Origin of the sequence: Bradyrhizobium sp. Leo170, from assembly GCF_004296405.1 — a bacterium.
In the GTDB taxonomy this organism is placed as follows: domain Bacteria; phylum Pseudomonadota; class Alphaproteobacteria; order Rhizobiales; family Xanthobacteraceae; genus Bradyrhizobium.
In genome coordinates this window covers 1-15,462 of record NZ_PSRR01000204.1, presented here as the reverse complement: position 1 = coordinate 15,462, position 15,462 = coordinate 1, and the positions used below count along the sequence as shown (strand labels likewise).

The following is a 15,462-nucleotide window of genomic DNA, read 5'->3' as shown; positions in this document are numbered from 1 at the left end:
TGTGATAGACCACTAGCGTATTGCTTTTCATTCCCCGAAAGTACAGCCAAATGCGCTCCACCCACTAAACGTGCGGCTGACGTGCACTCATTTTGGCGGCCAATTTTCGGATGTCGAAGGTCATGTCGCCGACGGCCGCATTCGGGTAATGCGTGCAGGAAGCCGACCAGCGGCGAAACCGTTCGGCCTCCACCACCAAGCCCGAGTTGCCATCATATGAGAGGTAGGCTCCCGGCCTGGTACGTCGGCTCCAGGGAGTGATCAATTGCACGACCAGTCCGACCGCCAGCGAGGCGAGCACGCCGTTCGACCACACCACTTGCGGACGCCCGCCGGCGGCGCCGTACCTGCGGGACTCTTCCGCCAGCGCCGCGTCGGTAACGATGCCCATGCAGCGCAGACACGGGCTGCCGGGCTCGGAAAGCACCACCTGGCCAGCAACCAGATGACCATGCCCGCCGGTCAGCTTGTGCACGTCCATTCCCTGATCGATGTACGGGATCAGGAAGCGCCGGCAGAACGCGTCGAGCTCGTCCTTGCCGCGCACGTTGTCGAGACCGCCCACGATGACCTCGCAGCGCTTAAGCGCGTCGCCAGCAAGCTGCCATTGCTTGCGATGGATCTCGACGCGGGCCTTCGGATTGATCGCGAGGATCATCCTCTTCATGATCGCGACCTTCGCGGTCCGCTTGAGCACGTACCACCAGGTGCCGCCGATCAGCCTGTTTAGGTTGGTCAACGAGATGTTGTCGGCGTCCACCAGCACGAAATTGCAGATGCCGACATGTGCGAGCTGCTGGGTGACGTGCGAATTTCCGCCTCCGAGGCCTACCAGGCCGACCGTCACCTCCGCCAGCCGCTGTTCGCTCTTGGCGCCGAGAAAGCTCTGTCGGTCAAGCCAGCTCATATTTCGCACCCCATTGTTCGACGATCGGCTGATCGATTCGGATGAAGCGGTCGATCGACACGGAAGGCTTTCCGGGCTCGAGCCAGAGCAAGCCCGTTGCGCCGGTGTCGCTCAGCACCAGGAGACCGTGTGGCATCTTCGGGCACGACTGGAAGAAACCCGGAACGAATTCGTTGCCGCTCTTGAGGTCTACACCACTGAACCCGGGAAGCCGCGGCCGCCATGGGTATGGACATGCAACAGCGTCGACGCGGGTCGATAAGCCGATTGCGCCGCCTTGCGCATTGCGTTGGACCCGATCCGCGCGCCGACGCCGGGGGCGACTTCGTAGTCGTCGTCAGCGACGGGCATGTATCCGCGCACCAGCAGCAGCAACCCGCCCGGCACAGCGGCAGCGCCTGCCGTCAGGAAGCCGACGCGCTCGTGCGCGAAGAAATGGGGGCGCGCGAGATCGCGCCGGACGAGATCCAGCATCGGACCGGTAATCTTGAGTGCGACCTTCATTTGAGCTGCCCCAGGTGAATGGCGAGGATCTCCGCCCAGGGCAACGACGCCGGCACATAGTTGTAGGACATGGTGTGCCAGGGCCTACCCATGATCTGATGGACGGTCCAGTTCTGACCGCGGTTCGGAAAGGACTGCGACAGGAAGAGGCGGGTGGTGTAGCTCCCGTGGCTGCGCGGGCAGAGCAGGCCGTCGACCGTCGTTGTGCCGCCGTTGTGCTGTACTTTCATCGTCGGCAGATAGACGAGGGGCTGTCCTCCCTCGTCCCAGAGTTCGGCGCTGCGGTTGATCCGCCGCAACGCCGCGATTTGAAGATCGGTGGTCACGACGACTGTCCCACCGGCGGATGGGAAGCGAATTCCATCCCGTCCTTGACCTTGAGGCGTTCGCCCGGCGCCATCTCGCGGAAGACGCCATCGATGCCGATGATGTCCAGCTTGTAGCCGGCGGGCACCCCGAACACCGCCATCAACTCCTCGGTGGTGTAGATGCGGCGCTCGAGCTCGAACTCGACATCACCACCGTAGATCACCGTCACCGTCTTCTTGCGGTGCCTCAGCTTGAAGCGTTCGACCCCGCGGCCGCCGATGTCGACCTCGTCGTCGTCCTCGAAGACTTGTTCGACGCCCGGACGTTCCAGCGACAGCGCCTGATCGTCGCCGGCGCCTGCGAGGAACTTGATCTGCCAAGCAATCAGCTTGTTGCGGGGCCATTCCATCGACAGGCCTTCGACGAAGAACCGGTGGGTGTCGCCGCCCTCGACCGCGAAGAAGCGGCTGATCTTGTTCTTGTCGAGGTCAGAGGTTTCGGTGGGTCGGAGAGATTCCAGCTCGCCCGTTCCGAGATGCCGCAGCACGACATAATCCTCGACCGGGTGCGGCCGGCGGCCATGCAGACCTGGGCGCCGCTGACCTTGGCGTCATCGAACGCGACCGAGGCGAAGTTGAAGTCTCCGTCGCCGATCTCTGCCTCGAATGAGCGTTTGTCATGAACCTGCTTGTTCGCGGTATCCGTCAGTGCGGTGTCCATAAGTCTCTCCATTTCCGGCCACACGGACGGGGTACCCAGGCCTTGACGAAATCCCGGAAGGGACAGATGATCACGAATCAGTCCGTTATCGGACAGTATCTAATAGGACTTATTTTACAATTCAAGTCCGATTTGACATCATGCCATGGAGGGCGAATGCACCCGGGAAACCACACGGAGACCAGCGAACGACCCCGCGGGGGTCAGCCAACCTCTCTCGACTTCTTCTTCAAACTTGCGGAAATCTGGGATTTGAGCACCGAACAGCAGATTAAGTTGCTGGGATCTCCGGCACGCTCGACCTATTTCCGCTGGCGCAAGGACGGTGGCGACGTGTCCGCTGACACGCTCGAGCGGATCTCACATCTTGGATCGATCTATAAGGCCCTCAGCATCCTGCTCGACTCCTCGGAGGCCGTCGTGAGCTGGATCCGACGGCCGAACCGGTACTTCGAGGGGGCCACGGCCCTCGATGTGATGCTGAGCGGCAATCTGAGCGACATCATCAGGGTACGACAGTATGTCGATGCCCAGCGCGGAGGGTAACCACCAGTGTATCCGCAGATTTCGATCGACGGACAGTACCGCCGATTGTTTCCTTCAAAATATCCGACTATCGACATCTACGAGAAGTTCGGATCTCGCGAGATGCAAGCGCTCGCCGCCGATCTCGAAACAATTACGAATCCGCGCCTTGCCGCGAAATCCCGCATCACCGGCGGCGATGTATCGACGGACGCCAATTCGCCGAAGCTGCAGAACTGGAACCACGCTCCGTTCGCCTACCCAATGCCGGAAGGCTCCTACTGCCTTCCTCCGCCCTACTCTGTCCTAGAGCTGGCGGCGGACGAGCGCGGTGCCCTCGCGCGGGCAATTCTGCGCCGAGAGGAATTTCTCTCGCGCACGGACGAGCCGGCATGTGGCGTCGACATGCGGATGATCACGAACAAGGTCGTCGGGAACTTCGTCGATCTGCGCGGACTACCGCCCGACACCACGCAACGCGCACGACGACTGCTTGGGCAAAGCTTGTACGAGGAAGACGTGCAAGGCGTCATCTTCAAGATGGTCGAGTTGCCGGGCCACGAGTTTATTAGTGTGTTCAATAGTGACGTCCTGATCGAGCGCGGCATTCAGGGCGCCCACTATCGTTTCCGCTGGGACGGAACGAGGATCACTCGCGTGTTCGATTTCGGAGCCAACAAAGACATCGATCGTAACGAGATCATCGCCGCGTCCTTGGCGGCCTGAGCGCGCGGCAGCAAGGAACCAAGCATGCGTACGCCGATTTCGATAGCGATTGCCGTTATTGTCGCGGTGCTGTTCTGGCAGGAACCGGAATTCGTGCAACAATACGCGCAGCGGCTTGGCGGTGCCATCGACGAACTCGACCGCGTCGTACGACATTTCGACGAGGACGCCCGCCGCTCCGGATATGATCGTTCTGGCGCGCTGGGGCTCATGTCCCGAAACCAGGAGCAACTCGTCCGCGATCAGGCGACGAGAATCTCCGAGAGCATCGGTCGATTGGCCAATCTGCGCGCGCAGCAAGCCGCCATGGGGCAGCTCGGATCGTTCACGCGCACCGGCGCGTTCGCAACCGGCTATGATTCCGACCTTGCCGCGCGAACATGGAAAGATTTTCAGTTCGCGCTACCGGTTTCCGCCGATGGCGTCTTGTTCGCGTGCACCGGCTTCATCCTAGGATTCTTCCTCTCCTTCGCCGGAGCCATCGGTCTGGGTCGATTGGCACGGGCTCATTGAAGCCGTTCGCTGCGAAAACATCGAACCCTGCGGAGCCGGATATCGCGATCATGGATGCGCCGAAAAGCAAAACAAAGGGACCGGCCATCGGTCTTCACCAAGCCAAGCAGCTTTGTCGACTTGACGAACGCAGACGGCTTGAACTGATCGCTGAAGGGCTTCCTGTCATCCTGCGAAGTGCTCAAGGCTTCTGGACCGCTGCAGAAAAACTTCAGACTCACCTCGAGAAGCAAAAGTCCTGGAGAATTATGCGGACGAAGAGGCCGCCAAAATCCTAATCCTGGTCGACGCGGTGCGTTGCCCGCCAAAACTCATCGCGTCCCGCCTGAATACGATCGTCGGCTGGTTCTACAATCACCTGGCGCGGCTGATCTATGCCGAAGCGGTTTCGTGGAAGCCGACGCATCTCGCCGAACTACGCGGGTACGTGGATCGACAGCGACGCGGGCACTATCTCGAAGGACATGCCGGCGAGTACATCGCGCCCAACTGGGCTATATATCAGCGCGAGAGCCTGCTCTATGCCGATGTCGAGGCCTATCAGGACGGCAAGCTGGAATGGAGTGCGCCGCGCGACCCGCCATACGGTCATTTCGGATCGTTTCGGCCGCACGCGCTGCGCGTGGTCGAGGCCATGGAGCAGGTCGGCATGTTCACGCCGGCCGGATTGAAGGCCGTGTCGGATATCTGGGGTAGCCTGGAATACAAAGACAAAGAAGATCACCACGACGGCAGAAAGCTGACGGAACAATTGCTGACGCGATTGCACGCCGAGGGTCTAATCCTCGATACGGCCAACGATGAACATGTCGGCACACTTTACAATGACTGGCAGATCCCGATGTACAATCTTGAGTTCTCTCTCATACCGGTATCGCTCGAGGAACTTGAGGCGGAGCAGGAGCGGGAGCTCTGGTCCATGGTGGGCGATCCGCGATAGGAGCGCCAGTTCACTCACGCAACTCGCTGACCGGATAAAAAGCCATTCAGCCGACTCCTTGATCGACTAACACCAGAGACATTCCATCGGTTTGGAAAAAGGGGCACGAGCAGTTGAGCGACGATCGTCTACCCACGCTCCGGACCGCAGTCGTCGAGGGCCCCCTCGCGTTCCAGATGCGCCGCTTCGCGGCGGCGCAGGCCAACGATTGCGGCCTCCAGATTCTGAACTTGCCACAGGTCGCCGCGCGGCTCGCCGGTGGTTTCGCGATCCCGGCTTCGGCCGATCATTTGGAGCCCGCCATCCAGCAGGCACTTGACGAAGGCGGCTTCGACGAGCTCGAGCGCGTGCGACATCTGCCGGGCATGACGCGGGCAGTGTTCCGGACCCTGAGGAAGATCTGGGCGGCGGACTTCGATCTGTCGGCGTCCGGACGTGACGGTCACCGGCGCATCGCGGAGATGTCTCAGATAGAGGCCCGCCTCAAATCGCACTTGCCTCCGGTTGCGATGACACCTCGGGAACTGCGCGGCGCTGCGCTGGGGCGCGTTCGTCATGCGCCTCGAATCGTTGGTGAGATACGCATCGAGGGATTGTCCTTTATCGCGCCGGTTTGGCGACCACTGATCAAGGCGCTTTGCGGGGTCGTGCCAGTCGAGTGGATCGCGCCGGCCGGAGCCGACACCGGCTGGTTCCGCGGCACGATATTGCAGCTGGACTCGGCTACGGCCAAACAGCCTGCCGTTGTCTCGTGCGCCGACGTTCGCCACGAGGTGGTCGAGAGCCTGAGATGGGCGCGGCAGCTCATCGCTTCTGGCATCGCCCGACCCAACGAGATCGCGATCGCGTCGGCTAACACGACGGCGTGGGACGAACATTTCCTCGCTTGCGCCGAAGGCACCGGCTTCCGGCTTCACTTTTCCCATGGAGTTTCGGCACTCGCCTCGCGCGACGGACAACGTTGCGCGGCGTTGGCCGATGTCCTGATGCACGGCTTGAGTCAGCAGCGCGCTCGCCGGCTGTTTGCCGTGGCCCGGGGGCAAGGCCTCCCGCCGGACGAGCTCCCGGACCGTTGGCTGGACGCCATACCGCGTGGAGCGGCGCTGTCGAGCGTGACGGATTGGAGGCGCGCGCTCGAAACGGCGGGTCGCCATGCGCCAGGACGGGTTGCCGTCGAGGCCACGACGCGCCTCCTCGAGGTGCTCGCGAAGGGACCGGACGCGGCGCACGAGGCGGCGGCGATGTTTCTTCATGGACGCTCGCTCCGAATTTGGCAGGCCGCAACCCGATCGGCGCCGACAGATGCCATCGAGTTGTCGTTGCGGGGCGCACGTCTCGCGCCGGAGACGGATGCAGCTGATGCCGTCGTGTGGTGTCCGGCCGGGGATCTCGCCGCCGCACCCCGTCCTCACGTGCGGCTGCTCGGACTCACGAACCGAGGTTGGCCGCGCGGAAGCGGTGAAGATCCAATTTTACCGGATCATGTTCTGCCGGCCAACGCCTTCGACGTCGATCCAGTGGCGCGCGCTGACCGGAGGCATTTCGCTGTCATCCTCGGTGCCGCGTCGGGAAGTGCCGTGCTTTCGCGCAGCCGCCGAGGCGCGCAAGGCGGACGCGTCGGCCGCAGCCCACTGCTGCAGAACCGCACAGAGACCGTCCTTCCACGCGAGCGAATTCCGGAGCATGCCTTCAATCATTCCGACCGGCTGCTGGCGCGCCCCGAAGAGGCAGCCGGCATTGATCAGGTCGGTTCGGCCGGCCGGTGTTGGCGCAACTGGCACGTCGAGCGCCTCACGGACCACGACGGATGCTTCCAGCCTGGTCATCCGGCCATCAAGCGTTCAATCGAGCGGATCCAGTCGGCGACCTCGCTGCAACGGCTGCTGCGAGACCCGCTCGGATTCGTCTGGAAGTATGCTCTTGGCTTCGACGTCCCGCAGGAGCGTGACCAACCGCTGACCATTGCACCGGACGAGTTCGGCAAGCTGGTGCACGAGCTGCTACGGCGCGCCGTCGATGCCCTCGAACCGGAACCAGGATACGCGAAGGCGTCCGACATCCAGATCGAAAACGCGCTGGAGAACGCGAGCAAGGTCGTCCACGCCGCCTGGCCCCTCGAACGTCCGGTCCCCCCGAGGTTGCTGTGGGCCAATACCGTCGACTATGCGAAGGCGATGGCGCTGGCGGGGTTGCTACGAAAGGATATCAACGAAGACGGCACGCGTAGTTGGACCGAGGTAGCCTTCGGCCAAGCTGCCGGCTTCGAAGCCGGTCGCGAACTACCGTGGGATCCGACGATACCGGTCAAAATACCGGGCACGCCCGTTAGTTTGCGCGGCACCATCGACCGGCTCGACATGCGTAGCAATCCGTTTACGGTCAGGGTAACCGACTACAAGACGGGAGCACCGCCCAAGAACGCGGCCCGCATCGTGATCGGCGGCGGTGCCGAACTGCAACGAGCCTTGTACGCGCTTGCGTGCCGGCAACTGTTCGAAGAAGAACCAAGGGTCTTGGCGAGGCTGCTGTATCTGGCCGGAGAGCCGTTCGAGGTCAGATTGCAGGATGTCGACGCGGCTCTCGCCCGGATCGGCGACTTCGTGAGCGAGGTGGTGGCCATACTGGACCGAGGAAACGCGGTACCCGGAAGGCTCGCCTACGACAGGTCCAACGACCTTCGATTGGCCTTTCCCGCCTCACCTGGGTACGAGCGTCGCAAGCGCGTAGCGTTCGATCGTGCCGCGGGAGGACTCTCTAAATTCTGGAACACGCCATGACCCGGCGAGACGACGACGGCGACCGCCGCCGCGCATTGACCGAGCTCGATTCGACACTTCTGGTCGAAGCCGCCGCTGGCACGGGAAAGACGTCGCTGCTCGCGGGGCGGGTGGTGATGTTGCTTGCCGGCGGCGCAGCTCCGAGGTCCATCGCGGCGATCACCTTCACCGAGCTCGCGGCGGGCGAGCTCCGCCAACGGATCGCTCACTACCTCGACGCCCTGCTCTCCGGGACTGTTCCTCATGAATTGCGGTTATGCATTCCGTCAAGATTGAAGGCGGCTCAGCGGAGATCGCTGCAGACGGCGAGCGAGTTACTGGACGAGTTGACCTGCTCGACGATTCACGGATTCTGTCACGACTTGCTGCGGACCTACTCCGTCGAGGCGGCGATCGATCCGGGCGCCGAAATTCTCGATCGCGATCAAGCCGTCTTCATCTTCGACGCGATCTTCGATCATTGGTGGCGCGATCGGCTCGACGAGCCGCGTCCTGCCGATGATCCGATCACGGTGGTGGCGCGAAAGGACCCGACCGGAGCCGAGAAACTCCTGCGCGACTTCGCCAAATCGAGGCGGCGCCACCGGAATGCCCGCCCCCGGTCGCCCGACCTGGATGCCGACGCCCACCTCGGTTTCGGAGAGAACGTTCGCGAGTTCCGGCGTTGGTGCGACCGTGTCGGGGGACCGCGCGACGCCGAGAGCGACATCGCCGATCTCGAAACGTTGGCTACGCACTTCGAGCGCGGCCTCGCTACGGGTCTTGACTTCGCGCGGTTGTGGGACGCGGCGCATCCCCCGACGCTGCCCCTGATGCGAGCCAGATCGTTCGATCTCCGCGAATACAGGCGACGTTCGATTTGGAAGCGCGCCAAGGGTGACGTCGAGGGTGGGCCTCTCGCCGACCAGGCCGAAGAGCATTATGCGCGATGCCGCGAGGCCTACGGCACGCTGATGGGCCGGATCGCAACTGCGATCGTTAGCGTGTTCTCCTCCGAGCTCGACGGACTCCTTGCCGAATACGAAGCGTTCAAGCGGCGAGCAGCGGTGATGGATTTCGACGACTTGCTGTTTACTTGCCGCGAGGTACTCCGCCAATATCCCGAGGTACGGGCCGCCGCCGGCGAGCACTTCTCGCGCATACTGGTGGACGAGTTTCAGGACACGGACCCGGTGCAGGCGGAGATCCTATTTCTTTTGGCCGGATCGGACGGATCCGCCGGTGCTGTCTGGCAGGAGCGTCGCCTGCGACCCGGCCAACTCTTCCTGGTCGGCGATCCCAAGCAAGCCATCTACCGTTTCCGGGGAGCCGATCTCGCCACCTACCTCATGGTACGGAACGCGATCGAGGCCCAGTTTCCCGACAACATCCTTCGGGTCACAGCGAATTTTCGCTCGAGACCGCGCATCCTCGAACACATCAACGGCTGCTTCGCGGGGCCGCTCGCCGCGCAACAGGCTGGGTATGTTGCATTGCAGGGCACGAGAGATGACGCAGATCACGGCTTTCCGAGTGTCGCCAAAGTATCCGTCGATCTGCTGCCGAATACTCGAATCGACACCAGCCGGGACGAAGAGGCGCGCGTTGTTGCCGAGATCTGCAGCCGCTTGATCGGCAACGTCGAACTCAAGCTGAACAACGGCGGCAGTAGGCGCCTGACGCCAGGGGACATCGCCCTGTTGGCGCCCGTCTCGACCGAGCTGTGGCGCTACGAGCGAGCACTCGAGGAGGCCGGACTACCCTTCGCGTCGCAAGCCGGCAAAAACCTTTTCAAGCGACAGGAGGCCCAGGATCTCGTCGCGCTCGTGCGAAGTATCGTCGACCCGCGCGACACGCTGGCCTTGGGCGCCCTTCTGCGAGGGCCATTGGTGGGTCTCTCCGAGCAGGATTTGCTTACGATCACTGCGAGCCTGCCCGTTCCGCCGGGCAGCGAGTCGGCCCGCCTCTCGCTAAACACCCACCCGGCGATCGTACAAAACGATCTCGCGCGAGAGGTACTCGGCATATTGCGCGAACTTCGACTCCGGCTACGCGTCACCACGCCTGCGCTGCTGCTCGCCGAAGCGATCGAGCGACTTCGAGTGCGGGCCGTCGTCGCCGGGCGCAGTACGGATCAAGCCGCCCGCTCGCTCGCCAACGTCGACAGTCTGCTCGAGCGCGCCCGGAACTATGGAGTGCGCGGGTTCGTGCAGTTCGCGCGGGACCTGGACGAAGATTGGTCGGCCGGCACCGGCTTCGTCGAGGGCATCGTCGAAGCGGATGGCCGATCCATCGAGATCGTGACGGTCCACAGCTCGAAAGGCCTTGAGTGGCCGGTCGTCATTCCTATCAACCGGGCCTCGATGCCGCGCCCGCCCGAGCCCTTTGTATACCGCCGGAGCGACGAGAGCCTGCACTGGGCGCTCGGTCAGGTGACGCCGCCCACGCTGGAGAGCGCGCTGCAAGGAGAGAACCAGGAAAAGCGCGACGAGAACCTTCGGCTGCTCTACGTGGCTTGCACGCGCGCCATGGAATTGCTCGTCATTCCCGACTTCACCTGGTGCGACGAGAAGTCCTGGGCGAAACAGCTCGACTTCGGCCTCGGCGACATCCCCGAACTGAACGTCTCGAAGCTTCCGCGCGCGGTCGTCGCTGCACCGAAATCGGGCGAGAATCGACAGTCGGCGGAGGTCTTCGCCGAAGAACAGTCGCGGATCGAGCGAGGCTTTCCGGCGATCGCATGGATCAAGCCCAGCGAGAGCGATCCGGACGTCCTTTCGACGCAGCCACCGGATTCCGCGGAAGACGCGGCGCTCGATGCTCCGGTGCTAGTCCAGGGAAGTCGCCTGCGAGGCATCATTCTGCACAAGCTCATGGAGGAGCTGGCGACCGGAGAACTCGCCGCGAAACCAGGCGAAATGAGAGAAAGGGCTCACCTGCTTTGCCGGCAACTCACGACGGACGCGACCGGCAAGCCCGATCCCGACGAGATGGCGGACACCGCCCTGCGCACATTTTCCCTGTCCGAATTACAGCCATTCGTTCATCGGCTCGTTCCGGAAGTGCCGTTGTACGGCGCAACGACCGCCGGCACCGGCGAACTGATTTCCGGGCGCGCCGATGCGGTGGCCCTGGCGGACGATGGCGATCTGGTCGCGTTCGATTGGAAAAGCGACGTTGCGCCGAGCGGACGAGAACGCATGGCCTATCGAGAGCAACTTGGTCAGTATCTTCATGTCTTGGGTGCGCAGCGCGGCGCGATCGTATACATGACATCTGGCCGCATCGACTGGATCACTGCAGCAGGGTGAGCGGACGGGCGGTGCAAGTCGCGTGATACTCATCTCTCCGCTTTTCCGTAGGTGCGCCCGGCTATCAGGACCTCGAGCAATCGATCGACGAAAATTACTTGTCCCCTGAGGATCTTCCGTCGCGCGTCGGCAACAGCGAACCAATCCGCCCTGTCGATTTCCGGAAACGTCCGGAGACGTCCGGAACGCGGCGGCCATTCCATCTCGAAGGTGTTGCTATGAATGAGCGCGGTATCCCAATCGCCTTCGATTGCCCACGCTTTTACGACTTTGCCGCCCGGTTGCCGCTCCTCCCCGAGTGGCAAGAAAATTCCCTCCGGGTCGTGTCCGGTCTCTTCGGCGAATTCGCGCCGAGCGGCGGAAAGTGGCGCTTCATCGGCGCCAATCAGGCCTTTCGGGATGCTCCAGGCACCGTCATCCTTGTTTTGCCAAAATGGTCCGCCTGGATGACCCAGCAGGACTTCGAGATCGGTAGCGCGTCCTCTAAACAGGAGAAGCCCGGCGCTTTGCGATTTCCGCGAAGCCATCGTGCACGCTAAGCTGACTTTCGCTGCTGTTTGGCCGTTGACTTCTTTGCGGCGGCATCCTTCGGTTTCTTGCCGGCGATCGGCATCAGCATTTCCTTCTGACCGGCTGCCGCCTTGCGCGGCTTCTTGGCTGATTTCTTCGACTCTGTCGCGGTCGCCGCGCCTCCTCCGATGCTCTTGCGCAGCGCGTCCATCAGATCCACCACGTTCTCGCCGCGCGGCCGCGCTTTCGCGGCGATGGATTTGCCTGCGCGCTTTTGGTTGATGAGATCGATGAGGGCGGTTTCGTACTGGTCTTCGAACTTGTCCGGCTCGAAATGGCCTGCCTTTTGATTAACGATGTGCTTGGCCAAGTCGAGCATATCCTTGGTGACTTTGACGTCTTGGATATCGTCGAAATACTCGTCTGCGGACCGGACTTCGTAGGGATAGTGCAGCAGGGTCCCCATCAGCCCCTTGTCCAGCGGCTCCAGCGCAATGATGTGCTCGCGATTGGTCAGCACCACGCGACCGATCGCGACCTTGTTCATTTCGCGGATGGTTTCGCGGATAACGGCGAAGGCGTCGTGCCCGACTTTGCCATCTGGAGTCAGGTAGTAAGGGCGGATCAACGCTCGTGCAAATACCTTGTTCGTATCGCCATACTTGAGTTGACGCAGAGCGTAGGCATAAGCGACAGCCCAGACCTCCTGCGGGGATCCCGCGACTGCCAGGGCCCACTCGCGGCAGGCTTGGATGAAAGCAGGAAATGCGCAGCCCGCGATATAGGCGTCAAGCGTTCCCCACTGGCCGAGCAGGGCCTCTGACGGCCACCCTTGAGGGAGCCGCGCTGCCTGCAAATGAAAGATCGTGCTCAGCTCCAGGGTCACTGGATCGACCGAGGCAAACGAGAGGCCGGCATCGCCAAAGTCGATCAACATTGCACCGCCGCGCTGGTCGAATACGATGTTTGCGCAGTGAAGATCGCCGTGCTGGCAGCACCGGGCAGCCACGATCTGCCTTGCCTCCACGGTTTGGATATCGATCCCGTCAAGTTCCGCGTGAATGCCTGGCAAATCTGTGTCTGCAACGATCTGCCTGCGAATCCGCGAAACAGGAACATTGATCGTGTTGCTGCCCTGATACCAAGGGCCTTCGATCGCCCGAACAGCAGCTGGCACATCGTTGAACCACCGTGCAGCGCTGCCCCATCGAGAGGAAGTCGATTTCCTTGTAGTCCGTTCCATCCATCAGCGCGATCTGAATATCGTCCTCGACGATTGTCGTGAAGAGGGCGCCGCCCGCATCGCCGCGCAGCGCATCGCAGAGGCGCGCCGCTCTTTCGTCCGTAATCTCCAGATCTGCAGCAATCGTGTCGGTGTCCCGCGCCTCGGCGAGTTGCGCGATCTCGACCGGGCTATATGTCTCGGCAATGCGGTCAGCCAGTTCCGCGTAGCGTAGCCCGCTTCCCCGAAGCGCGGCGTTCAGCGCGCTCACATACGCCAGACGCTGCGAATACGGCAGGACCGTTAAGCGCACTGCTGGCCCGAGATCAACATTCAGCTGCTTCGTAATTTTTCCGCGGTCCTTGGTGAGCTCCTGGCGCGCGCCGTCGTTTTGCGCAAGCAACTTTGCGCGCTGCTCCTCCAGGCTGGTAATGCGCGCTGTGCGTTGCTTCCGCAGTTCGACCAGCGACGTCAGCACAGAAACGCGCTGCGTGATGTCGCCGATCTGCTTATCGATCGCGCTCGCGCCCTTTTGCTTTTCTTCGATCTTCTGCCTGACATCACGCGTGCGGTTCTCAAAGCCAGTCCTTTGGCCCTGCGCTGCGGCCAGCTTCTTGCGCAACTCTTCGGCGATCGCGTTCAGCTCTTCAATTCCTGTCCGGATACGACTATACGCCGTGCGCTCACGCTTCCTGAGATCAGCCAGCTCATCGGCGGTGCCGGCCTGCGTTGGCCATGGTTCAAATAAGGGATGACGGTCGACGGCCGCGTCGACCTCCTCCAACCACTCGGTGAACGAGTCGACGACACGTTCGATCGACTCGGCCCGCACACGCGCTGAAGCCAGCGGCGGGGTGAGTTCGTTCAAGGACTTCCGGAACCCTTCGATCTCCTTGTGCACGCTGGTCTGCGCCTTCGCCTGCGCTTTCAAAGTTGCCAACGTCGATTGGAGTTTCGGCAACTCGGCGGTCCGCTCATCGATGTTATCGACCTCAGCCAACAGCGTCCTGATCTCTCCGGTTAGAGACCGGATGCGCGAACTCGTCGCACTGGTCGGCGGTGCGGGGCGGCCCGCGAGGAAACCGTCCACGAGGCGGAGGCGCGACTGAGACTGGAGGCCGATGCTCTCGATCTCGGCCTGCGAAAACACGAACGGCGGCTCGAATCTGTCGCCATCTTCGACCTCGGTATCCTGGGCGGTGCGAGACACTTCGAACCGTTGCTTCCCGTCAGACAGGACGATCGTGACCTTGCCATCGCCGAGTACACCCAAGGCATGTTCGGTGGAGTGCTGCTCGTTTTCGGGGGTGTACGAGCGCGCCCCGAGACAAAAGCGAATAAGCTCGATAACCGAGCTTTTGCCAGTGCCGCGCGCGCCGATCAGGACGTTAAGCTTGCGTGAAAAGCATTGATCGAATCCATGAAGGAGTCCGCCCTCGACCTTAATTGATTCAATCCACAAAGCCACTCTCCAATGCCATCGCCGGCTGGCACATCTGTTGGCCAACATGATAGCCTACGCCGGCAGGCTGTCAGCATCAAAGGTCGGCGTCCCATCATACTGATTTATCGATCATTTTCCAACATTGTTCCATCGCTCCGACATAACCTACGAAGCTGGCAAATAGTGCCCGGCTCCGCAATTTCGGGATATACCGGCTCCGAAATTCTGGGATATATAAATGAAAGCATTCAACTTAACATGGTGCTCGGTCGCGGCGGCCGACATGTTTAAGTGCTCCGATTGCGGCGCTCGCCTGGCGCGCGAGTCCCGTCTCCAATCATGATCAAGCAGACTAACGATACAAGACTGATCGAAATGGGTGCGAACTGTTCTGAAGGCCAGGCGCGAGCCGGAGGAGTACCGGCCGCGCCCGTGCTGGAGGATCTCTATTGACAAGCATTTTCGGGTCAGGCCCGGGCCTCGATGCACCGAAAGGCGATGTCGCGCGGCAGGCGACCGCCGCGCTACGCGGCTATTCTTCTGTCTTCGGGGCCATCTTCGACGCTGACGATCGGGGTGGTCTCGGGTCGGTCGCGGTCGATGCCGATGCGGAAAAGGTGCTCGATCCCGATCGATGGGCGCAGGAGAGCTTCGAGGCCGCAAAGAGCTTCGCATACGCCCAGCCGGTCGGGCTCGGTCCGGCCGCGGTCCAACTCACGCGCGACTATGAGACGAACGCACGCAACACCGCCCGCAACCGCGCAGCCCTTGCCGCGGCAAGGCTGGCGAAATTGCTGGACACGGCGCTTCGCTAGACCTCGAATGGAGAATTGGGATGCTGCCGACGATGCTTCAGAGGTTGTACGGGGCGTCCGACCTCCTCGATGGATTCAATCCGTTCGACGAGTTGGGCTTCACGCTCACCCGCGACTTCGAGGTGTTCCGGCAATTCGTGTCCGACGGAGGACCCGTGCCGTCCGCTCTGGAGACCCGACTGTCGCAGGCGCGGCACGACGCGACGATCGCCGATGCCCTCAAGAGGTTTCTGAAAGACGTTGGCCGGCCGCTCGTGGGA

Annotated in this window: 16 protein-coding genes; 8 read left to right on the top strand and 8 right to left on the bottom strand. The window is 62.1% G+C overall.

Annotated features, from left to right (window positions below):
- Positions 1-64 precede the first annotated feature (64 nt).
- The 5 genes from CWO89_RS28095 to CWO89_RS28080 are packed head-to-tail and all read right to left on the bottom strand — an operon-like array spanning position 65 to position 2,267.
- Positions 65-907, bottom strand: a complete 843-nt coding sequence (locus tag CWO89_RS28095) for a HesA/MoeB/ThiF family protein (RefSeq protein WP_130581841.1) — start codon at positions 905-907, stop codon at positions 65-67.
- Positions 894-1,043, bottom strand: coding sequence for a hypothetical protein (locus CWO89_RS46195; protein WP_165421375.1), 150 nt, complete (start codon positions 1,041-1,043; stop codon positions 894-896). The genes CWO89_RS28095 and CWO89_RS46195 overlap by 14 nt, the downstream gene beginning before the upstream one ends.
- Positions 1,044-1,096: 53 nt before the next feature.
- Positions 1,097-1,411, bottom strand: coding sequence for a hypothetical protein (locus tag CWO89_RS28090; RefSeq protein ID WP_130581840.1), 315 nt, complete (start codon positions 1,409-1,411; stop codon positions 1,097-1,099).
- On the bottom strand, positions 1,408-1,737 hold the full coding sequence (locus tag CWO89_RS28085) for a hypothetical protein (protein ID WP_130581839.1): 330 nt from the start codon (positions 1,735-1,737) through the stop codon (positions 1,408-1,410). The genes CWO89_RS28090 and CWO89_RS28085 overlap by 4 nt, the downstream gene beginning before the upstream one ends.
- Positions 1,734-2,267 (bottom strand): multiubiquitin domain-containing protein, encoded by a 534-nt coding sequence (locus CWO89_RS28080; RefSeq protein WP_130581838.1) that lies wholly within the window; start codon positions 2,265-2,267, stop codon positions 1,734-1,736. The genes CWO89_RS28085 and CWO89_RS28080 overlap by 4 nt, the downstream gene beginning before the upstream one ends.
- Before the next feature lie 131 nt (positions 2,268-2,398).
- Here CWO89_RS28080 and CWO89_RS49215 point away from each other — a divergent pair, with 131 nt between their 5' ends.
- The 6 genes from CWO89_RS49215 (at position 2,399) to CWO89_RS28050 (ending at position 11,211) form a co-directional block, all read left to right on the top strand.
- On the top strand, positions 2,399-2,986 hold the full coding sequence (locus CWO89_RS49215) for an antitoxin Xre/MbcA/ParS toxin-binding domain-containing protein (RefSeq protein WP_349644909.1): 588 nt from the start codon (positions 2,399-2,401) through the stop codon (positions 2,984-2,986).
- A gap of 102 nt (positions 2,987-3,088) precedes the next feature.
- Positions 3,089-3,691: an RES family NAD+ phosphorylase gene (locus CWO89_RS28070; protein WP_130581836.1), complete on the top strand. Its 603-nt coding sequence runs from the start codon at positions 3,089-3,091 to the stop codon at positions 3,689-3,691.
- 24 nt (positions 3,692-3,715) lie between these two features.
- Positions 3,716-4,204: a DUF2937 family protein gene (locus CWO89_RS28065; protein ID WP_130581835.1), complete on the top strand. Its 489-nt coding sequence runs from the start codon at positions 3,716-3,718 to the stop codon at positions 4,202-4,204.
- A 292-nt stretch (positions 4,205-4,496) separates the two neighbouring features.
- Positions 4,497-5,144, top strand: coding sequence for a hypothetical protein (locus CWO89_RS28060; protein WP_207234589.1), 648 nt, complete (start codon positions 4,497-4,499; stop codon positions 5,142-5,144).
- 113 nt (positions 5,145-5,257) lie between these two features.
- Positions 5,258-7,921 carry a PD-(D/E)XK nuclease family protein gene (locus CWO89_RS28055; protein ID WP_245476621.1) on the top strand — a complete coding sequence of 888 codons (2,664 nt, stop codon included), beginning with the start codon at positions 5,258-5,260 and terminating at the stop codon, positions 7,919-7,921.
- On the top strand, positions 7,918-11,211 hold the full coding sequence (locus CWO89_RS28050) for a UvrD-helicase domain-containing protein (RefSeq protein ID WP_130581834.1): 3,294 nt from the start codon (positions 7,918-7,920) through the stop codon (positions 11,209-11,211). The genes CWO89_RS28055 and CWO89_RS28050 overlap by 4 nt, the downstream gene beginning before the upstream one ends.
- Before the next feature lie 29 nt (positions 11,212-11,240).
- Here CWO89_RS28050 and CWO89_RS28045 read toward each other — a convergent pair whose 3' ends face one another.
- Genes CWO89_RS28045 through CWO89_RS46190 form a run of 3 tightly spaced genes read right to left on the bottom strand, consistent with a single transcriptional unit; the run spans position 11,241 to position 14,405 of the window.
- Positions 11,241-11,738 (bottom strand): NUDIX hydrolase, encoded by a 498-nt coding sequence (locus CWO89_RS28045; RefSeq protein ID WP_130581833.1) that lies wholly within the window; start codon positions 11,736-11,738, stop codon positions 11,241-11,243.
- Positions 11,739-11,746: 8 nt separating this feature from the next.
- Positions 11,747-12,793: a Ku protein gene (locus CWO89_RS28040; RefSeq protein ID WP_165421373.1), complete on the bottom strand. Its 1,047-nt coding sequence runs from the start codon at positions 12,791-12,793 to the stop codon at positions 11,747-11,749.
- Positions 12,768-14,405: an AAA family ATPase gene (locus CWO89_RS46190; RefSeq protein WP_165421372.1), complete on the bottom strand. Its 1,638-nt coding sequence runs from the start codon at positions 14,403-14,405 to the stop codon at positions 12,768-12,770. Before CWO89_RS46190 ends, CWO89_RS28040 begins: the two co-directional genes overlap by 26 nt.
- A 431-nt stretch (positions 14,406-14,836) precedes the next feature.
- On the opposite strand from CWO89_RS46190, the gene CWO89_RS28035 reads away from it, so the two are divergent.
- Both CWO89_RS28035 and CWO89_RS28030 read left to right on the top strand, forming a co-directional pair.
- The gene (locus CWO89_RS28035) at positions 14,837-15,202 is read left to right on the top strand and encodes a S1/P1 nuclease (protein ID WP_130581831.1); all 366 of its coding nucleotides are present in this window, start codon (positions 14,837-14,839) and stop codon (positions 15,200-15,202) included.
- Between the two features lie 20 nt (positions 15,203-15,222).
- A partial coding sequence (locus CWO89_RS28030; RefSeq protein WP_207234588.1) for a hypothetical protein occupies positions 15,223-15,462 on the top strand: 240 nt, incomplete at its 3' end.